Genomic DNA, 20,425 nt, shown 5'->3' with positions numbered 1-20,425 from the left:
TCGCTTGAAAACCATATTGTTCAGGACCAACTATTTACATGAGGGTTCCAGCCCTCCAATACGGAGAGCACTCTAGGCCTTCATTGTTCTAGATCAGCTGCAGTGCCTACCCAGTGCATGCGTCCGTCTCGCATTGCTTTGAGTAATTGGAGTGGTGTGGCCCAGATATGCGCTTCTAGTGCAAGGGCAGCGCGCGCCTCTTGGCCGTCCATGGCCAGTTCGAAGATCTCCGTGTGCTCGGCATGTACGTCGCGCGTCATCCCAGGCAGTTCCATGGCGTAGCGGCGGTAGCGCTCGCCATGGCGCGCCAGCAGGCGCAGCACCTTTTGCGTCCAGGGCGAGGGCTGACCAGCCAGCAGGGTTTCGTGGAAGCGCAGGTTCAGCACTTCCCAGGAGCGTCGCTGGTTGCACGACAACGGCTGCTCGAACGAAGACAACGCTTCGTAGCTGGCACGCAGCTGCGTGCGCCACGCCTCGTCACCGTGACGTATGGACTCGCGTAGCGCATGGGTTTCTATGTGCACGCGCAGCCGCGTGAGGTCCACCAGATCGTCAATGGCAATGGGCGCGACACGAAAACCCCGCTGTCCCTCGGCCGTGACCAGTGCGTCGCTGACCAGACGCGTTAGCGCCTCGCGCAACGTGCCCGCCCCCACGCCGTAGGCTTGGCGCAGGTGCTCGATGCGCAGCTTGCTGCCCGGATCCAGCCGACCCTCAATGATGTCCGTGCGAAGGTCAGCATAGGTTCGCTCGATCAGGGTGCGCGAGGTGTCCCCTCCCGAGGCTTGCGCATCAGCCATCAGCAGGTGCTGTACGAAAGACTTCTTGACCAAGGGTTGATTCCTTCATGATATGTGAGACAGTCGGTAGCTGAGTTGGGGCCGCGTCATCCCCAGTGCGCGTGCTGCGGCCGCGAGGTTGCCACCAGCGCGTCGCACCGCCTCCTGCAGCAAACTGTGCTCCAGTGCCTCCAAGGACAGCCCCTGACTCTGCATGACGTCATAGAGGCTCGCTGCGCGACTGTCACCCTCGCGATTCTTCGCGGAGCTGCCTTGCGCGAGGTAGCCCTGCGCATTGATGGAGACCTGTCCGGCATCGCTCCACTGCGGGAACAAGGCGCCCACGTCGATCTGCTCGCCGGCTGGCGTCAGAATCAGGCCACGCTCCACGAGATTCTCCAGTTCGCGCACATTGCCGGGCCAGCGATGGCTGCGCAGCGCGGCCAGCGCGCGATCACTGAGGCCTGCGACAGACTTGCCATGCAAGGCTGTGTACTTTTGCAACAGGTGCATGGCCAGCAGCGCGATGTCATCGGCACGCTCGCGCAGCGCGGGCACGCGGATCGGGTAGACATTCAGGCGATAGAACAGGTCGCGACGGAAGCGCCCTTCCTCGACGGCCTGCTCAAGGTCGACGTTGGTGGCGGCGACCACGCGCACGTCGACCCTGCGCGCCTGGAGACCTCCCAGACGCTCGACCTCGCCACTTTGCAACACACGCAGCAGCTTCGCTTGCGCCGGCAGTGACAGCTCTCCGAGTTCATCGAGCATCAGTGTGCCACCGTCGGCGCGCTCGAAGCGACCGATGCGCGTGGCGCCTGCTCCCGTATAGGCGCCTTTCTCGGCGCCGAACAGCTCGCTCTCGATCAGCTCGGCCGGCAATGCTGCACAGTTGACCGCCACGAAGGGTCTGTCGGCGCGCGGACTCATGGCATGCAGGGCACACGCAAAGCGCTCCTTACCCACACCGGTCTCGCCCGTCAGCAGCACCGTGACCTGAGTAGGCGCGGCTTTGCGCAGCAGCTCCACGGCGTCGAGGAAGGCGCGCGAGTGGCCCAGCAGTGGCCCTTGGTTGTCGCTGGCCTGAAGCCCCGTGCGCAGTGCCTCAACCTGTGAATGCAACTCGTCCAGGCGTACCAGCATCGAGTCGGGGGCGTAATCGCGCGCGAGCTGCTCGCCATCGGGCCATTCGTGATGGAACCGGCCCTCGATCAGGCAATGGGAGTGGCCACAGGCAGCGCACTGTACCTCCTTGAACAGCGCCGGGCGTCGAAAAAAGGCGCTGGTGTAGCCGGAGGCATAGCCCAGCAGCATCCAGCACACAGGCTCCTCCTGTGGGCCCCACTCACTGACATGCATCTCTGCCTCCCAGCTGTGCTCCCAGCGCACCACACAGCGAAAGCGGCCAGCCACCTCGTCAATCTCGAAGATCTCGGGCGTGGCGCGCACGGCGCCTTCGAGCCGGTGCAGCTGGGGGCCCACAGCGAACATGTCGAACAGGCTGGCATCGGGCCGAATCTGGCGCGCCAGCAGCGCATCACGTTCGCCCGAGGCATAGCCTGCGCGCATCAGCATGCGGCGCGCGTGGGCCGGACCTACGGTATCCATGATCTCGCGACGCAGCGCGTTCAGCGATGCCATGTGCAGCAGCAACATACGCTGGCCCGACAACCAGATCAGGCCGTCTTCGGTGGAAAAGCGCACGAGACTGCGCAGATCCGCATCGGAGGGCAAGGGGGGCGCGGACGAGGACATGTCAATATTATCGATAAAAAATCATCTCGCGTCCAGTCCAATTAACCCGCATGGATACCGGCACGGACATTGATCAATTGCGCATCTAGCGTCGCGCGGGTTCACCATTTGATCATGCTGCGCCGCAAAATGGCCATCAGGGATCGCTGTGCAAGGCATGAATTAGCCCTTGGCGGCGTGGTTTCGAGGCAATGCCGAGGCTAGGCGGAGACGGGTCCTAGCCTACGGATCACTGGGGCTAACCCCTATTTATCGATATTCCCACCAAAGCTGGCACGGGACTTGCGAGTTGGAACACATAGCCCCGCCAGGAGTCCGCCATGGATAGAACGAGCCATTCTGCGACGTCCTTCGAATTGCCCACCTGCGATCTCTCGCGCCGCTCGGTGCGCGTGAAGCAGCGTCGCGACAACGGGTTCGTGGAGTTCGAGTTCTCCGTGGGCTGGCCCGAACTGGTCGTGGAACTGGCCATGACCGAGCCGGACTTCCAAGACTTCGTACGCAGGCAAGGCGCCACCTTGCTGCCGGCGCGCTGACCGGAACCCTTGATACCCCCATCGGGAGCAAAACCCATGAGCATCGAGCTACAGACACGCGTGATACAGCCACTGCGTCACACCTTCGACCGCGTCGCCGCGCTCGCAGGCGACAAGCCCGCATCGCGCTATCTGGAGGCCACCCTGGGCACGCAGCCCACGGAGCACTTCCAGTATCGTCCGACCTGGGAGCAAGGTTTGGAGTTGTTTGACACGGGCAGGACAGTCATTCGCATGACGGACTGGTATGCGCTACGTGATCCGCGCCAGTTCTATTACGCCACTTGGACCATGGCTCGCGCACGCCAACAGGACGCATTGGAGGCCAACTACCAGTTTGTCGAGTCGCGCGGTTTGGCCGACAAGATGCCTGAGGCGCTGCGTGCCCATGCCTGCGCCGTGCTGATGCCACTGCGCCACGTGGCCTGGTGCGGGAACATGAATAACTGCTGCATATGCTCGCGCGGCTATGGCACGGCGTTCACGGCGCCCGCCATGTTCCATGCCATGGACCAGTTGGGCGTGGCGCAGTACCTGACGCGCTTGGGGCTGGCGATGGACGTCATGGATGCGCCCGGCGTACTTGAGGCCGGCAAGAACGACTGGCTGCGGGCCGATGTCTGGCAATCGCTGCGTCGCTTGGTCGAGAACTCGCTGGTGCTGCAGGATCCCATCGAACTGTTCGTCGCCCAGAACCTGGCGCTGGACGGCCTGCTGTACCCGCTGGTTTATGGCCACTTCGTGGACGATCACCTGGTGCTGCACGGCGGCACTGCGGTGTCCATGCTCACGGCCTTCATGCCCGCGTGGCATGCCGAATCGGCGCGCTGGATCGATGCGGTGATCAAGGTTGCCGCGGCCGAGTCGGCCCACAACCGTGCACAGCTGTCGCGCTGGTACCTGGCCCATGTGGATCAAGCGCAGACGGCGCTTGTGCCCGTGGCGGCCCTGGCCTTGGGCGACAGTGGCGCGACGACCCTCGCTGAAGTGCGCCAGGCCTTGGACGACCGTGCCCGCAAGGCCGGCCTGGACCTCTAGCGGGGAGAACACCATGACGACACATGCCACGGCAACGCCTGCATCCAAGGTCTTTATCGCCTTTCAGGACAATGAGGAATCGCGTCCTGTGATCGAGGCCGTGCTGGCTGATAACCCTGAAGCCATCGCCGCCCACACGCCGGGCCTTGTGAAGATCGACTGCCCGGAGCGTCTGGTCATCCGCCGCGCCACCATCGAGGCCCTGACGGGCCAGCCCTTCGACCTGCAGCAGCTCCAGATCAACCTGGTGACGCTGTCGGGTCACGTCAGCGAGGACGACGACGAATTCTCACTGAGTTGGGGCCATTAAGCAGCGCTCAGGCCTCCAAGCATTACGACAAGACAAGGAGACATCATGGACACACCCGCGATCATGAAGAAGCTGGGCCTCAAGGAGCGCTACACCGCCATGACGCGCGGCTTGGCTTGGAACACGACCTACCAGCCCATGGAAAAGGTCTTTCCCTACGACCGCTATGAGGGCATCAAGATTCACGATTGGGACAAGTGGGAGGATCCGTTTCGCCTGACCATGGAGGCCTATTGGAAGTACCAGGGCGAAAAAGAGAAAAAGCTCTACGCCGTCATCGAGGCCTTCGCCCAGAACAACGGCCAGTTGGGTGTGACTGATGCGCGCTATGTCAATGCGCTCAAGCTCTTCATCCAAGGTGTAACACCGCTGGAGTACGGCGCGCACCGCGGCTTCGCCCACGTAGGTCGGCACTTCACGGGGGCTGGCGCGCGCGTGGCCGCGCAGATGCAGTCCATCGACGAACTGCGCCATTACCAGACCGAGACCCATGCGCTGAGCCACTACAACAAGTACTTCAATGGCATGCACAATGCCACGCAATGGTATGACCGGGTCTGGTATCTGTCTGTGCCCAAGTCCTTCTTTGAGGACGCGATGACCGCCGGGCCCTTTGAGTTCCTCACGGCCGTAAGCTTTTCGTTTGAATACGTGCTTACCAATCTGCTGTTCGTCCCCTTCATGTCGGGCGCGGCGCACAACGGCGACCTGTCCACGGTAACCTTCGGCTTCTCGGCGCAGAGCGATGAGTCGCGCCACATGACCTTGGGCATCGAATGCATCAAGTTCATGCTGGAGCAGGATCCCGGCAATGTACCCATCGTGCAGCGCTGGATCGACAAGTGGTTCTGGCGTGGCTACCGCCTGTTGACTCTGGTGGCGATGATGCAGGACTACATGCTGCCCAAGCGCGTGATGAGCTGGAGACAGGCCTGGGAGATGTACGCCGAGGAGAACGGCGGTGCGCTGTTTCGTGACCTTGCGCGCTACGGCATCCGCGAGCCCCTGGGCTGGAAGGAAGCCTGCGAGGGCAAGCACCACATCAGCCACCAAGCCTGGAACATCTTCTACAACTACAGCGCCGCCGCGACCTTCCACACTTGGGTGCCCGAGCCGCAGGAGATGGACTGGTTGGCCGCGCAGTACCCCGACAGCTTCGACCGCCTTTACCGCCCGCGCCTGGAGCACTACCGCCGCGAGCAGCAGGCCGGCCGGCGCTTTTACAACAAGACGCTGCCCATGCTATGCACGACCTGCCAGATCCCCATGGGCTTCACCGAGCCCGGTGACCCCACGCGCATTTGCTACCGCGAGTCTGACTACAAGGGCGACACCTACCACTTTTGCAGCGACGGTTGCAAAAGTATTTTCGACCACGAACCCGAGAAGTACATACAGTCCTGGCTGCCTGTGCATCAGATCTACCAGGGTCACTGCTTCAAGCCCGGCACCGACTCCGGCAGCCCAGGGTTTGATCCACTGGCCGCCGTGCTCGACTGGTATGGCCTGAACGCGGGACGCGACAACTTCGATTTTGAGGGCTCCGAGGACCAGCGCAACTTCGCGGCCTGGCGCGGCGATGCGTCATCCGGGCCGCATCGTCCTCCGCAGGTCTCGGCTACGGACAGCGAAGGAGGTGCCGCATGAGCGTGACTGCCCTGTATCCCTACGCGTTCGAGGCCGCCGACCGGCGCGAGAACTTTCCTGCGCCGCTTTTGTACATCGGTTGGGACGAACACCTGATGTTCTGCTCGCCGGTGTGCCTGCCGCTGGCCGCCGACACGCCCTTCGAAGCGGTGGTTCGCAAGGTGCTGCCCACCGTCTACGGGGCCCATCCGGACTTCGGTCGCATCGACTGGAAGGTGGTGCAGTGGCTCAAGTCAGGCCAGTCCTGGACGCCCGACCCGGCGCTGAGTCTGGCCGCCAACGGCCTGGGCCACAAGGACGTGATCCGTTTTCGCACACCGGGCCTGACAGGCATTGAGGGATCTTGTAGTTAGCTATCCAAAAACGTGCAGGCCGTGGAGCCCGAATGATGAGTTACTACCTGACGCTGGAACCGCTAGGCACCACCATTACGGTGGAGAGCGGCCAGACCCTGCTCGACGCTGCGCTGCGCCAGGGGATCTATATCCCGCATGCCTGCGGCCACGGTCTGTGCGGCACCTGCAAGGTGCAGGTCTGCGACGGCGAGGTTGACCACGGCGCCGCCAACCCCTTCGCGCTGATGGACATGGAGCGAGAGGAAGGCAAGACGCTGGCCTGCTGTGCCACGCTGCAGTCCGATGCCACCATCGAGGCTGACATTGAGGACGAGCCGGATGCGCGGATTATCCCCGTGCGCGACTTCGTCGCCACGGTCGCGCGCATTGTGCCGCTTACGCCCACCATCAAGGCCTTCTACCTGCGGCTGGACCAGCCCATCTCCTACCAGGCTGGCCAGTACGTGCAGGTGCAGATACCGGGGCTGAGGCCGGAGGCGGGGCAGTCGCGGGCCTTCTCGATCGCCAACGCCCCCGACGCCGACGGTTCGGCCTGGGAGATCGAAGTCAACGTGCGTCTGGTACCCGGCGGTGCCGGTACGACCTGGCTGCACGAGTCGCTGAGCGAGGGCGACACATTGCAATTATCCGGGCCCTACGGACGCTTCTTTGTGCGGCACTCCGCGCACCAACCCATGATCTTCATGGCTGGGGGTTCAGGGTTGTCGAGCCCGCGCGCCATGATCCACGAATTGCTGGCCAGCGGTTGTGATCAGCCGATCACCCTGGTCTATGGCCAGCGCAGCCGCGCCGAGCTCTACTATGACGAAGAGTTCCGCGCGCTGGCGCAGCAGCATCCGCACTTCACCTACATCCCTGCGATCTCGGGCGATAGTGACGGTAGCGGTAATAGCAATAGCGGCGATGCTAATGGGCAGGGACCGGACAGCTGGGACGGCGCGCGTGGCTTCGTGCACGAGGCTGCCCTCGCGCACTTTGGCGGTAACTTCGCGGGTCACAAGGCCTATTTGTGCGGGCCGCCGCTCATGGTCGAGGCCTGCATCGCCACACTGATGCAGGGGCGCTTGTTCGAGCGTGACATTTACACCGAGAAGTTCTTCTCGGCCACCGATGCGCAGGGTGTGCGCAGTCCGCTATTCAAGCGCGTGTGAGGCCGCCATGGACCGCGTGCAAGTACGCATCGCGCAGACTGGCGATAGCTACGCCTGCAGTACCAGCGAAAGCCTGCTGTCTGGCATGTTGCGACTGGGGCGCAAGGGCATTCCCGCAGGCTGCGTCAACGGCGGCTGCGGCGTGTGCAAGGTGCGCGTGCTCGAAGGCGCGGTGCGCACGCTCGGCCCCATCAGCTGCGCCCACGTCAGCGCGCAGGAGCAGGCTCAAGGTTACACGCTGGCCTGTCGCGTGGCCCCGCTGGAGGCGGTGTGCCTGCAGGTCACGCAACGCCTGCGCAAACCGTTTTTCCTGGGAGTGACCGCATGCACTCCCGCAACCCACGACACACTGACAAACAAGTGAAGGAGACAGACATGGGTGTAATGCGAATTGGCCACGCCAGTCTGCGCGTGATGGACATGGAGGCCGCACTCAGGCACTACGAGAACGTGCTTGGCATGAAAGTTACGCTGCGCGATGCGCAGGGCAACGTCTACCTCAAATGCTGGGACGAGTGGGACAAATATTCGGTCATCCTCACGCAAAGCGATCGCGCAGGCCTGAATCACGTGGCCTACAAGGTTCAGCGCGACGAGGACCTCGATGGCCTGCAGGCACGCATCGAGGCCTGGGGCGTGAAGACCACCATGCTGCCCGAGGGTACGCTGCCTGCGGTGGGTCGCATGCTGCAGTTCAACCTACCCAGTGGCCACGACTTGCGGTTGTATGCCATGAAGGAATGCGTGGGCACAGATGTCGGCAGCATCAATCCCGACCCCTGGCCCGATGGCCTCAAGGGCGCAGGCGCGCACTGGATCGATCACTGCCTGCTGATGTGCGAGATGAACCCCGAGGCCGGCATCAACACGGTGGAACAGAACACCCGCTTCATGGCCGAATGCCTAGATTTCTTCCTGACCGAGCAGATCTTGGTCGGTCCCGAGGGCAAGATGCAGGCGGCCACTTGGATGGCGCGTTCCACCACGCCGCACGACATCGCCTTCGTCGGTGGCCCCAGCTCGGGCTTGCACCACATCGCCTTCTTCCTCGACTCCTGGCACGACGTGCTCAAGGCCGCCGACGTAATGGCCAAGAACAAGGTGCGCATCGACGTGGCGCCCACGCGCCACGGCATTACCCGCGGTGAGACCATCTACTTTTTCGATCCCAGCGGCAACCGCAACGAGACTTTCGCCGGTCTGGGCTACCTGGCTCAGCCCGACCGGCCCGTGACCACCTGGAGCGAAGATCGCCTGGGCAGCGGCATCTTCTACCACACGGGCGAGTTGGTCTCGTCCTTCACCGACGTTTACACCTGAGCCGTATCGTCCCAGGGAGCGCACCATGAGAAAGCTCACCGCATCCGCCGCGCAGCCGGCGCTAACGACCCTGTTGGGCGTGCTGTCCGTACTGTGCGCGCCTGACGCGCGCGCTGATGGCCACTACGTGCCCGGCGTTGAAGGCATGCAGGCGGCCAGCGTGCCGCCGCCCGGCACCTACTACCTTGGCTACCTCGTCAACTATCACATCGACGACTTCCGTGCCCCTGGCACCAGCGACAACCTACCGGGCCACAACCGCGGCACCGTCACGGCGCTGGCCAACCGCGTCGTCTGGGTCTCGCAGTACAAGCTGTTGGGCGCCGACTACGGCATGGAGACCATCGTGCCGGTGATGCGCACCTCCCTCACCCTCAACGCGGCCGGCATCTCGGATACGCGCTCGGGCATGGGCGATGTCTACCTGGGCCCGCTGGTGCTGGGCTGGCACGGCTCGCGGTGGGACGCGGTGGCCGCAGCCGGCGTTTGGCTGGATTCGGGCAGCAGCGGGCAGCCGGCCTCGCCGGGCAAGGGCTTCAAGAGCACCATGCTCTCGGGTGGCCTGACCTGGTACTTCGACGCGGCCAAGTCTGTCTCGGGTTCGGCGCTCGCGCGCTTCGAGCGCAACGGCAGTAGCGACGCCGGCATGCGTCCCGGCAACCAGGTCACGCTCGAATGGGGGTTGGGCAAGTCCTTCGGCGCCTGGCAAGCCGGTTTAGTCGGCTACAGCCAGTGGCAGGTCAGTGACGACCGTGGCGGTGGCGCCAGCACGCACCGCGCCTCGCGCCATGCACTGGGCGCCGAGTTGGCCTACCCGGTGCCGGGCGCGGGCCTGGTCCTCAAGGGGGCCTTCTACAAGGAGCTGGACGCCAAGGCGGGCACGGCAGCGCAGCCCAAGGGCTCGCTGCTGCGCTTCACGCTGGTCAAGGCCTTCTGATGGAGCCGCGCATGCACTCAACCGCGCCTCTCGCACTGGCCGTGGCCCAGCCTGTCATCGACGCGCCGGCCGCGCTGTGCGCCGTCGAGGCGGCCGTACGTTGCGCCGAGGCGCTGGGCGTACGCGTCAACGTCGCCGTGGTCGATGCGGCCGGCCTGCTCGTGGGGTTCGCGCGCATGGCCGGCGCACCGCTGCACTCCATCGACATCGCCATCGACAAGGCTTACACGGCGGCCAGCTTCGGCTTGGCTACGGGCGACTGGACTGAGGCCCTGGCCTCGCACTCCGAGGCCGTGCGCCAAGGTTTGGTACGGCGTCCGCGTTTCGTGGCCTTTGGCGGCGGGCTGCCAATCGAGGACGGCGGCGCGCGCATTGGCGCCATCGGCGTATCCGGGGGCAGCGAGGCCCAGGACGAAACCATCGCCCGAGCGGGACTACAAGCGCTCGGGCTCGAATCCATCACTGCGGACGAACGACCATGAAAGACATCCTGAACTTCATCCACGGGGAATACGTGGCCTCGGCCCGCACCTTCGACAAGTGCTCCCCGCTGACCGGCCAGCCGCTGGTGCGCGTGCACGAGGCCGATCGCAGCCAAGTCGATGCCGCGGTAGCGGCCGCACGCGCCGCGCTGCTCGGCCCCTGGGGCCGCATGTCCGTGGACGAGCGCGTGGAGCGGCTGTACGCCGTGGCCGACGGCATCAACCGCCGCTTCGAGCAGTTCCTGACCGCCGAATGCGCCGACACCGGCAAGCCGCGCGGCGTCGCCAGCCACATCGACATCCCGCGCGGGGCAGCCAACTTCAAGGTCTTCGCCGACGTGGCCAAGAACGTGCCCACCGAGTGCTTCGAGATGGCCACGCCCGATGAGCGCGGCGCCATCAACTACGGCCACCGCGGCCCCGTGGGCGTGGTCGGCGTGATCTGCCCCTGGAATCTGCCGCTGCTGCTCATGACCTGGAAGGTCGGCCCGGCCCTGGCCTGCGGCAACACGGTCGTTGTCAAGCCCTCGGAGGAGTCACCGCAGACCGCCGCACTGCTCGGCGAAGTCATGAACGAGGCCGGCATCCCGCCAGGCGTCTACAACGTGGTGCACGGTTTCGGTCCCGATTCGGCGGGCGAATTCGTCACCACGCACCCGGGCGTGGATGCCATCACCTTCACCGGCGAGACGCGCACGGGCGAGGCCATCATGAAGGCTGCGGCCCAGGGCGCACGTCCCGTCAGCCTGGAGATGGGCGGCAAGAACGCGGCTATCGTCTTCGCCGACTGCGACTTCGAGGCGGCCATCGAGGGCACGCTGCGCTCGGCCTTCGTCAACAGCGGCCAGGTCTGCCTGGGCACCGAGCGCGTCTATGTCGAACGCCCGATCTTCGAGCGCTTCGTGACTGAACTCGCTCGCCAGGTGGAGGACTGGAAGATCGGCCTGCCCGAGGATGCCGATACCAAGCTGGGCCCGCTCATCAGCCGGGAGCACCAGAACAAGGTGCTCTCGTACTACGAGCTTGCCGTGCAGGAAGGCGCCACCGTTGTCACCGGAGGCGGCCTGCCTGACCTCGGCGCGCCATACGCGGGTGGTGCCTGGGTGCAGCCCACCATCTGGACCGGCCTGCCCGAGACGGCGCGCGTCATCAAGGAGGAGATCTTCGGCCCCTGCTGCCATATAGCTCCCTTCGACAGCGAGGACGAGGTGCTGGCCCTGGCCAACGACAACGCCTATGGCCTGGCTTGCGCCGTCTGGACGAAAGACCTGGCGCGCGCGCACCGCGTGGCCCAGCGCATGCAGGTGGGCATCTGCTGGGTCAACAGCTGGTTCCTGCGCGACCTGCGTACACCCTTTGGCGGCGCCAAGCAGTCGGGCATCGGCCGCGAGGGCGGCGTGCACTCGCTGGAGTTCTACACGGAGCTAAAGAATGTCTGCATCAAGCTCTGACAACCCGGAAGTTGCGCACGCCATCACCGCCTCGGGCATCCTCACCAACTACCACGACCTGGGTAGCGGCCCGGCGGTGCTGCTGATCCACGGCTCGGGCCCTGGTGTCTCGGCCTGGGCCAACTGGCGGCCGGTCATGCCTGCGCTGGCGCAGCAGCGGCGCGTGCTTGCCCCCGACATGGCGGGCTTTGGCTACAGCGAGCGGCCCGAAGCTTTTGCCTACGGCGATGCCTGGGTAGCCCAGGCGGTGGGCTTGCTCGACGCGCTGGACATCGAGCGCGCTGACCTCGTCGGCAACTCCTTCGGTGGCGGCCTGGCGCTCGCGCTGGCCATACGCCACCCTGAACGTGTGCGCCGCTTGGTACTCATGGGCAGCGTGGGCGTGCCGTTCGAGCTCACGGCAGGACTCGACGCCGTCTGGGGCTACGAGCCATCATTCGAGGCCATGCGCGGGCTGCTCGACATCTTCGCCTTCGATCGCGGCCTGGTAAACGACGAGTTGGCACGTCTGCGCTATCAGGCCAGCATCCGCCCAGGCGTGCAGGAATCCTTCGCGGCCATGTTCCCGGCGCCACGCCAGCGCTGGGTCGATGCGCTCGCCAGCCCCGAGGAAGATATCCGCCGCATCCCGCACGAGACGCTGATCGTCCACGGTCGCGAGGACCGCGTGATCCCGCTGGCCAACGCAATCACCCTGTCCACCTGGATCGCCCGCTCGCAACTGCACGTCTATGGCCGGTGTGGGCACTGGACGCAGATTGAGCATGCGGCGCGCTTCGCGCGCCTGGTTATCGACTTCCTCGCCGAAGCCTCTCCCGACGAACCCCTTCCTCTGACGAGCCCACCCTTATGAACACCGAACTACAGGAAACACTGGGCGACGAGCTGTATGTGGCCCTGCGCGATCGCCAGGTCGTCGAGCCGCTGACCGCGCGCCATCCCGACATCACCATCGAACACGCCTATGCGATCCAGCAGCGCATGCTCGCGCGGCGCTTGACTGCGGGCGAGCGCGTGGTGGGCAAGAAGATCGGCGTGACCTCCCAGGCTGTGATGGACATGCTGGGCGTCTTCCAGCCCGACTTCGGCTGGCTCACCGACGGTATGATCTTCAACGAAGGCGAGGCCATCGCGGCCGACTCGCTGATTCAGCCCAAGGCCGAGGGCGAAATCGCCTTCGTGCTCAAACGCACCCTCAAGGGGCCCGGCGTCACCGCTGCCGAGGTGCTGGCCGCTACCGAAGGCGTGATGGCCTGCTTCGAGATCGTCGACTCGCGCATCCGCGACTGGAAGATCCGCATCCAGGACACCGTGGCCGACAACGCAAGTTGCGGCGTCTTCGTGCTCGGCGACCGCCTCGTCGATCCGCGCGACGTCGACTTGGCTACCTGCGGCATGGTGCTGGAGAAAAACGGCGAGATCGTCGCTACCGGCGCGGGCGCCGCGGCGCTCGGCCACCCCGCCAACGCTGTCGCCTGGCTGGCCAACACGCTGGGCGCACTCGGCATTGCGCTGGAGGCTGGCGAGGTCGTGCTCTCGGGCTCGCTAGCGGCCATGGTGCCCGTGAAGGCCGGCGACAACCTGCGCGTGACCATCGGCGGCATCGGCGGCTGTGGCGTGCGTTTCATCTGACTCCAGGAGACAAGGCAATGAGCCAGAAAATAAAATGCGCCCTGATCGGGCCCGGCAACATCGGCACCGACCTGCTCGCCAAGCTACAGCGCAGCGCGGTGCTGGAGCCCGTGTGGATGGTGGGCATCGATCCCGAATCCGAGGGACTTAAGCGTGCCCGCGACATGGGCATCAAGACCACCGCCGAGGGCGTGGACGGCCTGGTGCCGCACATGCAGGCAGACTGCGTGCAGATAGTCTTCGACGCCACCAGCGCCTATGTGCATGCCGAGAACTCACGCAAGGTCAACGCCCAGGGCGCGCTGATGATCGATCTTACGCCCGCGGCCATCGGCCCGTTCTGCGTGCCACCGGTCAACCTGCAGGAGCACCTGGGTCGCGGCGAAATGAACGTCAACATGGTCACCTGCGGCGGCCAGGCCACCATCCCCATGGTCGCGGCCGTCAGCCGCGTGCAGCCCGTCGCCTATGGCGAGATCGTCGCAACAGTCTCCTCCAAATCCGTGGGCCCAGGCACGCGCAAGAACATCGACGAGTTCACGCGTACCACTGCCGGGGCCGTCGAGAAAGTGGGCGGCGCGAAAGAGGGCAAAGCCATCATCGTCATCAACCCCGCCGAGCCGCCGCTGATCATGCGCGACACCGTGCACTGCCTGACCGAGGGCGAACCGGACCAAGCCGCCATTACTGCCTCGGTGCACGACATGCTGCGCGAAGTGCAGCAATACGTGCCCGGCTACCGATTGGTCAACGGCCCGGTGTTCGACGGCAACCGCGTCTCTATCTTCCTCGAAGTCGAGGGCCTGGGCGACTACCTGCCCAAGTACGCCGGCAACCTCGACATCATGACCGCCGCCGCTGCGCGCACCGCCGAAATGTTTGCCGAAGAAATCCTCAAGGGCGAACTCGTCCTCGAACCCGTCCCCGCATGAAGGAGCACCGCACCATGACTCTCCAAGGCAAGACCATCACCGTGCACGATATGACGCTGCGCGACGGCATGCACCCCAAGCGCCACCTGATGACGCTCGATGAGATGAAAAGCGTGGCCCAGGGCCTGGATGCGGCCGGCGTACCACTCATCGAGGTCACCCATGGCGACGGCCTGGGCGGCGCCTCGGTCAACTATGGCTTTCCGGCGCACAGCGACGAGGAATATCTGAGCGCCGTCATCCCGCTCATGAAGCAGGCCCGCGTCTCGGCCCTGCTGCTACCCGGTATCGGCACCGTGGATCACCTGAAGATGGCGCACGAACTGGGCGTAGCCACCATCCGCGTGGCCACGCACTGCACCGAGGCCGACGTCAGCGAGCAACACATCACCATGGCCCGCAAGCTCGGCCTGGACACCGTGGGCTTTCTGATGATGGCGCATATGAACAGTCCCGAAGGACTCGTGCAGCAGGCCAGGCTCATGGAAGGCTACGGCGCCAACTGCATCTACGTCACCGACTCGGCCGGCTACCTGCTGCCCGACCAAGTCAGCGCGCGCATTGCCGCCGTGCGCGATGCGCTCAAGCCCGAGACCGAGCTGGGCTTTCATGGCCATCACAACCTAGCTATGGGCGTGGCCAATTCCATCGCCGCCGTCCAGGCCGGAGCCAACCGCATCGACGCGGCGGCCGCTGGCCTGGGCGCGGGTGCGGGTAACACGCCCATGGAAGTACTCGTGGCCGTCTGCGAGCGCATGGGCATACAGACTGGCGTGGATGTCTGGAAGATCCAGGACGTGGCCGAGGACCTCGTCGTGCCACTGATGGACTTCCCCATCCGTATCGACCGCGACGCGCTCACCCTCGGCTACGCGGGCGTGTACGGCAGTTTCTTGTTATTCGCCAAGCGCGCGGAGAAGAAATATGGCGTGCCCGCCCGCGACCTGCTCGTCGAGCTGGGCCGGCGCGGCATGGTGGGTGGCCAGGAAGACATGATCGAAGATACGGCGCTCACCATGGCGCGCGAACGCAACACGCTTGCAGTCTAGTCGGAGGCAAAACGTGACACTCACAAAGGACACCATCGCCCTGTTGGCCGAGCACCTCGAAACCTGCCAATTGCAGGCCCAAGACACACCTAAACTCACCGACGACCATCCGGACATGGACTGGAATGATGCTTACGGCATCCAAGACGCCATCCTTGCGCGCAAGCTCTCGCGCGGTGCGCGCCTCATCGGGCTCAAGGCCGGGCTGACCTCGCATGCCAAGATGCAGCAAATGGACGTGCAATCGCCTGTCTTCGGCTTCCTCGTCGACGACTTCAGCGTACCCGAAGGTGGCACGGTGCAGACGCGCGAGCTCATCCACCCCAAGGTCGAACCCGAGATTGCCTTCGTACTCAAGCAGACCCTCAAGGGCCCGGGTTGCCACATCGGCGCGGTGCTGGCCGCCACCGACTTCGTACTGCCAGGCATCGAAGTCATCGATAGCCGCTACCGCGATTTCAAGTTCGATCTCAAGAGCGTCGTGGCCGACAACACCTCGGCCGCGCGTTTCGTTGTGGGCGGTCGCGCGCTACGTCCCGAGGCCATCGACCTGCGCACGGTGGGCCTCGTACTCGAAAAGAACGGCCAGCCCGTAGCCCTTGGCGCGGGGGCGGCCGTGCTCGGACATCCCGCAGCGGCCATCGCCATGCTGGCCAATCACTTGGCCGAGCGTGGGCAGGAAATCCCGGCCGGCAGCCTGATCCTCTCGGGCGGCGCCACCGAAGCCATTGCCGTGGAGGCGGGCGACCACGTCTGCTTGCGCGTGCAGGACATGGGTAGCGTGTCACTGCGCTTTGTCTGATTAAGAATCCCGGAAACCCTGTTGTCTCTCACTCCAAATCTGTTTTCATAAGGAAGACCAATCATGCCATTTGCACATATCCATATGCTCGAAGGTCGCACAGAGCTGCAGAAGAAGGCGGTAATTGAAAAGGTGACCGATGCGCTTCATGAAGCCGTGGGAGCCCCTAAAGAGAGTATTCGCGTCTGGATCAACGAGTTGCCGAAGGAGAACTGGGGGATTGCGGGTGTCACCGCAAAGGACCTGGGCCGGTAGACCAACCTTGCCAAATAGGCAGGTTCTCCCGCGCATGGAAAGCGCGTCTATACGGTGCCTCAAGACACGAATAAACCGGCACTGCTGGGGTTGTGTTAGCCCGCTGAGCTGCTGGCGGACGCAAAACGGAGATTCCTTTGCAAGCAGAAGCCCATCCAAACTTTGTGTGCGAACGCAAAAGAAGAAGTGATGATCGAACCGGGTAATGGCTTGAATCTGGACCCGAAACTGATCATGCAACGGGTCCTCAGGATACGGGACCGGGCGATGATCAGCGAGTCGCTCGCCGCATGACGAAGGCAATTTTCCAGCGTGCGCTGGGCGGCAAGCTGATCCACCATCTCAGCTACGCAGAGGGTGAGGCCATGCCAGCCGGCAGCATGAACCGCAAGCGCATCACAACTGACGACGACACATTCGGCGTCAAGATCCCACGCGACTGGCCCTTGGCTACACGAGCGTTTCATTGTTTTGCAAAGTGCCAAGTGGTGACAAAGGTTGAACGCGTTGATGGAGCTACGACATTTACGCTATTTTGTGGCCTTGGCCGAAGAGCTACACTTCGCCCGGGCTGCAGAGCGGCTACATATTGAGCAGCCGCCCCTATCGCGCGCCATCAAGGAGTTGGAAGAGCGAATCGGCATACGCTTGTTCGATCGAAACCGGCGTGGCACACACCTGACACGCGCCGGGGAGGTATTTTTGCGGGATGTGCGTCGTGTCTACGCGACACTCGAACAGGCAATAGAGGATGCCAAGGCCGCTGCTGCCGGGCAATTTGGCGTGATTCGCGTTGCCATCTCAGATGGCATTACCCAATCCCGACTTGCGTCGCTACTGGCAGTATGCCGGGAAGAAGACCCGGAGACCATTATTCGCCTCTCAGAGGTTGGATTGGCTGAACAACTGCGGGGCCTGCGCGACGGCACCTTCGATATCGGCATCGCACGTACTGATCAAGTTGGGCATGATTTCATCGCAATGCCCTTATGGCGGGAAACTCTGATGGTGGCGGTTCCCAAGCGGCATTCTTTGCTCGCCTATCCGGTGATTCCTCTCAACGAACTATTGCACCACCCCTTGATAATGTGCCATCCCGAAGTATGCGAGGGCTATCACCGTAGCGTCGAGCGCATCCTCCGCACCTCCCACACCGAGCCAAATATTGTCGAACGGGCGACATCGCTGGGCATGCTACTGACACTGGTCGCTGCAGGGTACGGTGCGGGATTTGTCACGACAGCGCAGATCGACGCACTCCGCATTCCTGACGTGGTTTTCCGACCGCTGTTTGTGAAGACTCCGGAACTTACGACCTACCTGCTGCGGAAGGATGGAGACGTTTCAGAAGCACTGGCAACATTCATTGATCAAGCAATCCGCGAAATGAGCGACAGCCTGCCCACAAGACTGGAGGGCGGGTAGGAATTGTTGTGAAGCCTCGGTCCCTCGAGAGAACCCGCCGTCTGGCACGAGCTTGCCTGACCTACGCCGCTGCAGGAGCCGCTCGGCCAGGGAGATTCTGATCAATTTCTCTGTCAAGCCGGCAATCTGAACGACAATGTCGCCCCGCGCTGAGGATCGATCATATAGCTGACAATTGGCGATGCCGAGGACCTGGGCCACAGGGCGCTGCGGGGTTGCCAGGACTGGCATCACCTAATCACGCCCCACGCCCAACAGCCAAGGCAGTCCCACCTAGCCGTCCGGTCGCGGTAAGGCGTCAGCCCCCTTCGAGCATTGTGGCCTCATCCACCAGCCGGCGAACGCTCTCGCGCACGTGCTCGGGAATAGACTGCGGCGAGAAGGCTTCGGGAGCATCCGCTTGCTGCTGGCGGCTCGCGATGACCTGCACAACTGCGCTCAGGTTGCTCGGAGTCACCATATCGACGGCCGCGCGATCGCCCAGGTCCGTGTGCGACTGGGTCAGCATGCGGTACAGGTCCCACGAATCCGCGTGCGGGCATTGGTTCATGAGCACTTGGGCCAGCTTGTGCTTGAGTGGCACCAGTTGCCAGTCAGGGACACGCTGTCCCCGATTGCCCAAGCTGATGGACAGCAGCTTGCCTGCCTTTAGCTCGCGATTGATCTGATCCTTGGACTTCCCAGCCAGCTTGCCGAACAGCGGCACCGGCAGACAGCTCGGCGACTCGTACATGGCCAGCATTTCCTCGCGTTCGCGCTGGATTGCGGACACTTCCGGTTCCGGCGCCCTCGTGGGTGGCGGAGGCACCTGCGACAGCCGCTGGAACATAATTCCGGCGTCGTTCGGCGTCACGATGATGGGAGTAGCCACTACAGGCGGCACAGAGGCTTCAGGAGACACAACGACGGTGGTGGCAGGCCTTTCCTCTTCTGCCATCGCCGGCACCCCCTCAATACGAATAGTGAGGTGAGCGCTGGCGGCTTCCACCTGGCCCTGTTCGAGCAGATCGAGCCGGTCGGCCCAATCCTGCATCATCCGGCGGCGCGGCTCCACGTACTTGGCGTGGTTGTAGGCCGAACTTACCTTGTTCGGGTCCGAGTGCGAAAGCTGCGCGTCTACCCATATCTTGGGGTAGCCGATCTCATTGAGCGCTGTTGAAATCGTTCCGCGAATACCGTGGCCGGTCAGCTGGTCCTCGTAGCCCATGCGCTTCAAGGCGGCATTGAGGGTGTTCTCGCTGATGCGCTTCTTGAGTTCGCTGCGGTGCGCCAGCAGGTGGCGTTGGGCCGGCCGCATCACCCCCAGCAGGTAGCGCACGATCTCGATGGCTTGAAGGGACAGCGGCACGATGTAGGGCGGCACGTCCTGGGGGCGCTTGCCGGCTTTGCGCATCTCGTCCTGAAGTTGCTTGACGATCTGCGGCGGGATGATCCACAGGCCGCGGTCCAGGTCGAACTGATCCGGAGTCGCCAGCCGCAGTTCGCCGGTGCGGACCCCGGTCAGGAACAGCAGCCGGATGCCGAGCTGGGTCTGCCAGCCACGCGGGTTGTAGAGCCTGAGCTTCTGGAGGAATTCGGGCAACTCGGGCAGATGCAGGTAGGGGTTGTGGGTCACCGGAGGCTTGGGCTCCGCCACCACATCCAGGTCAGAAGCCGGATTGGCCTCCAGCCCCTCGACGATCACGAGGGCATAGCGGAACAACTGGCTCAACCAGGTGCGAACCTTTTCTGCTGTGGTAAAGGCCTTGCGTTCCTCGATCCTTGCCAGGACACCCAGAAGCTGGGGCCGGCGAATGTCATAGATCGACATCTTCCCGAGGATCGGCAGCACGTCCTTGCCGAAAATCCGCAGGATCTGCGAGAGGGTGCTTTGACGGCCTTCCTTGAGTTCCTTGCGCCGATGCTCGACCCAGGCATCGAAGACCGCCTTGAAGGTGTAATCGGCCGCCAGCTTGACCGCGTGCCGCTTCTGCTTGCGGTCGGTGTGGGGGTTGATGCCTTTGGCCAGGAGTGCCCGCGCTTCGTCGCGCAAGGTACGCGCTTCTCGCAGGCCGATCTCGGGGTAGTTGCCCAGGGAGATGCGCTTTTGCTTGCCGAGCCAGTAGTAGCGCAAGTGCCACGATTTGCCGCCGGTAGGGGCGACCACCAGGCCGAGGCCATCGGTATCGGGGAGGCTGTAGGTCTTGTCAGCGGCCTTGGCTTGCCGCACAGTCAGATCAGAGAGTGCCATCATCGAAGCTCCTAAGTCTTGGACTTAGGCCCGATGCTGCTGGTCATCCCGATCCAACCCCCAGCAACAAACCGGAACCGGCATCGCCCGCATTCTTTGGCCTTGATTTTGGCCTCAAAAACGCTGGCTGTCGGTGGATTCCAGTGGCTTTTGCTGGAATGAAAAAAGGAGCCGAAGCTCCTTTTTTCAACGACTTACAGACGCCAGTGGAAGTCTGTAGATCATAAATTGGAGCGGGAAACGAGACTCGAACTCGCGACCTCAACCTTGGCAAGGTTGCGCTCTACCAACTGAGCTATTCCCGCATGTTTTTCTACAACTCGTCACGATTGCTCGGG

General features: G+C 63.6%; 21 protein-coding genes, 1 tRNA gene and 1 pseudogene. 19 read left to right on the top strand and 4 right to left on the bottom strand.

The window, feature by feature from the left end; genetic code table 11:
• Positions 1–80 precede the first annotated feature (80 nt).
• Both ACIPR8_RS18995 and ACIPR8_RS18990 read right to left on the bottom strand, forming a co-directional pair.
• Positions 81–833: a GntR family transcriptional regulator gene (locus tag ACIPR8_RS18995; protein WP_446542014.1), complete on the bottom strand. Its 753-nt coding sequence runs from the start codon at positions 831–833 to the stop codon at positions 81–83.
• A gap of 12 nt (positions 834–845) precedes the next feature.
• Positions 846–2,534: a sigma 54-interacting transcriptional regulator gene (locus tag ACIPR8_RS18990; protein ID WP_446542013.1), complete on the bottom strand. Its 1,689-nt coding sequence runs from the start codon at positions 2,532–2,534 to the stop codon at positions 846–848.
• Positions 2,535–2,854: 320 nt separating this feature from the next.
• Between ACIPR8_RS18990 and ACIPR8_RS18985 the strand changes: the two genes are divergently transcribed.
• From ACIPR8_RS18985 to ACIPR8_RS18895, 19 genes and pseudogenes are all read left to right on the top strand, one after another.
• Positions 2,855–3,070, top strand: coding sequence for a phenol hydroxylase subunit (locus tag ACIPR8_RS18985; protein WP_446542012.1), 216 nt, complete (start codon positions 2,855–2,857; stop codon positions 3,068–3,070).
• A 36-nt stretch (positions 3,071–3,106) separates the two neighbouring features.
• Entirely contained in the window at positions 3,107–4,108 is a 1,002-nt protein-coding gene (locus tag ACIPR8_RS18980) for a phenol hydroxylase (protein ID WP_446542011.1), read from the top strand.
• Positions 4,109–4,121: 13 nt separating this feature from the next.
• Positions 4,122–4,418, top strand: a complete 297-nt coding sequence (locus ACIPR8_RS18975; protein ID WP_446542010.1) for an MmoB/DmpM family protein — start codon at positions 4,122–4,124, stop codon at positions 4,416–4,418.
• Between the two features lie 45 nt (positions 4,419–4,463).
• Positions 4,464–6,065, top strand: a complete 1,602-nt coding sequence (locus tag ACIPR8_RS18970) for an aromatic/alkene/methane monooxygenase hydroxylase/oxygenase subunit alpha (RefSeq protein WP_446542009.1) — start codon at positions 4,464–4,466, stop codon at positions 6,063–6,065.
• Positions 6,062–6,418 carry a phenol hydroxylase subunit P4 gene (locus tag ACIPR8_RS18965; protein ID WP_446542008.1) on the top strand — a complete coding sequence of 119 codons (357 nt, stop codon included), beginning with the start codon at positions 6,062–6,064 and terminating at the stop codon, positions 6,416–6,418. The genes ACIPR8_RS18970 and ACIPR8_RS18965 overlap by 4 nt, the downstream gene beginning before the upstream one ends.
• 35 nt (positions 6,419–6,453) lie before the next feature.
• The gene (locus ACIPR8_RS18960) at positions 6,454–7,572 is read left to right on the top strand and encodes a 2Fe-2S iron-sulfur cluster-binding protein (protein ID WP_446542007.1); all 1,119 of its coding nucleotides are present in this window, start codon (positions 6,454–6,456) and stop codon (positions 7,570–7,572) included.
• 7 nt (positions 7,573–7,579) lie between these two features.
• Positions 7,580–7,936 carry a 2Fe-2S iron-sulfur cluster-binding protein gene (locus ACIPR8_RS18955; protein WP_446542006.1) on the top strand — a complete coding sequence of 119 codons (357 nt, stop codon included), beginning with the start codon at positions 7,580–7,582 and terminating at the stop codon, positions 7,934–7,936.
• Between the two features lie 11 nt (positions 7,937–7,947).
• Positions 7,948–8,892: a catechol 2,3-dioxygenase gene (locus ACIPR8_RS18950; RefSeq protein WP_446542005.1), complete on the top strand. Its 945-nt coding sequence runs from the start codon at positions 7,948–7,950 to the stop codon at positions 8,890–8,892.
• Positions 8,893–8,917: 25 nt separating this feature from the next.
• Positions 8,918–9,829 (top strand): SphA family protein, encoded by a 912-nt coding sequence (locus ACIPR8_RS18945; protein WP_446542004.1) that lies wholly within the window; start codon positions 8,918–8,920, stop codon positions 9,827–9,829.
• An 11-nt stretch (positions 9,830–9,840) separates the two neighbouring features.
• Entirely contained in the window at positions 9,841–10,311 is a 471-nt protein-coding gene (locus tag ACIPR8_RS18940) for a GlcG/HbpS family heme-binding protein (protein WP_446542003.1), read from the top strand.
• On the top strand, positions 10,308–11,762 hold the full coding sequence (locus tag ACIPR8_RS18935) for a 2-hydroxymuconic semialdehyde dehydrogenase (RefSeq protein WP_446542002.1): 1,455 nt from the start codon (positions 10,308–10,310) through the stop codon (positions 11,760–11,762). Before ACIPR8_RS18940 ends, ACIPR8_RS18935 begins: the two co-directional genes overlap by 4 nt.
• Entirely contained in the window at positions 11,743–12,615 is an 873-nt protein-coding gene (locus ACIPR8_RS18930; protein ID WP_446542001.1) for an alpha/beta fold hydrolase, read from the top strand. Before ACIPR8_RS18935 ends, ACIPR8_RS18930 begins: the two co-directional genes overlap by 20 nt.
• Complete coding sequence (gene dmpE / locus ACIPR8_RS18925; protein WP_446542000.1) at positions 12,612–13,394, top strand: 2-oxopent-4-enoate hydratase; 783 nt, start codon at positions 12,612–12,614, stop codon at positions 13,392–13,394. The genes ACIPR8_RS18930 and dmpE overlap by 4 nt, the downstream gene beginning before the upstream one ends.
• Before the next feature lie 17 nt (positions 13,395–13,411).
• Positions 13,412–14,326, top strand: a complete 915-nt coding sequence (locus ACIPR8_RS18920; protein WP_446541999.1) for an acetaldehyde dehydrogenase (acetylating) — start codon at positions 13,412–13,414, stop codon at positions 14,324–14,326.
• A gap of 14 nt (positions 14,327–14,340) precedes the next feature.
• A complete protein-coding gene (gene dmpG / locus ACIPR8_RS18915) occupies positions 14,341–15,375 on the top strand; it encodes a 4-hydroxy-2-oxovalerate aldolase (protein ID WP_446542068.1) in 1,035 nt (344 codons plus the stop codon).
• A gap of 13 nt (positions 15,376–15,388) precedes the next feature.
• On the top strand, positions 15,389–16,177 hold the full coding sequence (gene dmpH, locus ACIPR8_RS18910; protein WP_446541998.1) for a 2-oxo-3-hexenedioate decarboxylase: 789 nt from the start codon (positions 15,389–15,391) through the stop codon (positions 16,175–16,177).
• A gap of 63 nt (positions 16,178–16,240) precedes the next feature.
• Entirely contained in the window at positions 16,241–16,432 is a 192-nt protein-coding gene (locus ACIPR8_RS18905) for a 2-hydroxymuconate tautomerase (protein ID WP_446541997.1), read from the top strand.
• A 186-nt stretch (positions 16,433–16,618) separates the two neighbouring features.
• Positions 16,619–16,872, top strand: a pseudogene (locus ACIPR8_RS18900) (IS256 family transposase); the annotation flags it as partial.
• A 58-nt stretch (positions 16,873–16,930) separates the two neighbouring features.
• Entirely contained in the window at positions 16,931–17,857 is a 927-nt protein-coding gene (locus ACIPR8_RS18895) for a LysR family transcriptional regulator (protein ID WP_446541996.1), read from the top strand.
• A gap of 298 nt (positions 17,858–18,155) precedes the next feature.
• Here the strand turns inward: ACIPR8_RS18895 and ACIPR8_RS18890 are convergent, their stop codons facing one another.
• Together ACIPR8_RS18890 and ACIPR8_RS18885 are read right to left on the bottom strand one after the other, a co-directional pair.
• Positions 18,156–20,090 carry a tyrosine-type recombinase/integrase gene (locus ACIPR8_RS18890; RefSeq protein ID WP_446541995.1) on the bottom strand — a complete coding sequence of 645 codons (1,935 nt, stop codon included), beginning with the start codon at positions 20,088–20,090 and terminating at the stop codon, positions 18,156–18,158.
• 226 nt (positions 20,091–20,316) lie between these two features.
• Positions 20,317–20,392: transfer RNA gene (locus ACIPR8_RS18885), tRNA-Gly, on the bottom strand.
• Between the last annotated feature and the right edge of the window lie 33 nt (positions 20,393–20,425).

Source organism: Stenotrophomonas sp. LARHCG68, assembly GCF_052871705.1.
Note: the sequence above shows the minus strand (reverse complement) of the source record. Positions and strands in the feature narration are given on the sequence as shown.

Bases quoted from the DNA above. Each gene is read 5' to 3' on its own strand.
- ACIPR8_RS18935 (WP_446542002.1), top strand. From the start codon at position 10,308: ATGAAAGACATCCTGAACTTCATCCACGGGGAATACGTGGCCTCGGCC.
- ACIPR8_RS18970 (WP_446542009.1), top strand. From the start codon at position 4,464: ATGGACACACCCGCGATCATGAAGAAGCTGGGCCTCAAGGAGCGCTAC.
- ACIPR8_RS18920 (WP_446541999.1), top strand. From the start codon at position 13,412: ATGAGCCAGAAAATAAAATGCGCCCTGATCGGGCCCGGCAACATCGGC.
- ACIPR8_RS18990 (WP_446542013.1), bottom strand. From the start codon at position 2,534: ATGTCCTCGTCCGCGCCCCCCTTGCCCTCCGATGCGGATCTGCGCAGT.
- dmpE (WP_446542000.1), top strand. From the start codon at position 12,612: ATGAACACCGAACTACAGGAAACACTGGGCGACGAGCTGTATGTGGCC.
- ACIPR8_RS18940 (WP_446542003.1), top strand. From the start codon at position 9,841: ATGCACTCAACCGCGCCTCTCGCACTGGCCGTGGCCCAGCCTGTCATC.
- ACIPR8_RS18975 (WP_446542010.1), top strand. From the start codon at position 4,122: ATGACGACACATGCCACGGCAACGCCTGCATCCAAGGTCTTTATCGCC.
- ACIPR8_RS18960 (WP_446542007.1), top strand. From the start codon at position 6,454: ATGAGTTACTACCTGACGCTGGAACCGCTAGGCACCACCATTACGGTG.
- ACIPR8_RS18950 (WP_446542005.1), top strand. From the start codon at position 7,948: ATGGGTGTAATGCGAATTGGCCACGCCAGTCTGCGCGTGATGGACATG.
- ACIPR8_RS18890 (WP_446541995.1), bottom strand. From the start codon at position 20,090: ATGATGGCACTCTCTGATCTGACTGTGCGGCAAGCCAAGGCCGCTGAC.
- ACIPR8_RS18945 (WP_446542004.1), top strand. From the start codon at position 8,918: ATGAGAAAGCTCACCGCATCCGCCGCGCAGCCGGCGCTAACGACCCTG.
- ACIPR8_RS18965 (WP_446542008.1), top strand. From the start codon at position 6,062: ATGAGCGTGACTGCCCTGTATCCCTACGCGTTCGAGGCCGCCGACCGG.
- dmpG (WP_446542068.1), top strand. From the start codon at position 14,341: ATGACTCTCCAAGGCAAGACCATCACCGTGCACGATATGACGCTGCGC.
- ACIPR8_RS18985 (WP_446542012.1), top strand. From the start codon at position 2,855: ATGGATAGAACGAGCCATTCTGCGACGTCCTTCGAATTGCCCACCTGC.
- ACIPR8_RS18905 (WP_446541997.1), top strand. From the start codon at position 16,241: ATGCCATTTGCACATATCCATATGCTCGAAGGTCGCACAGAGCTGCAG.
- ACIPR8_RS18980 (WP_446542011.1), top strand. From the start codon at position 3,107: ATGAGCATCGAGCTACAGACACGCGTGATACAGCCACTGCGTCACACC.
- ACIPR8_RS18930 (WP_446542001.1), top strand. From the start codon at position 11,743: ATGTCTGCATCAAGCTCTGACAACCCGGAAGTTGCGCACGCCATCACC.
- ACIPR8_RS18955 (WP_446542006.1), top strand. From the start codon at position 7,580: ATGGACCGCGTGCAAGTACGCATCGCGCAGACTGGCGATAGCTACGCC.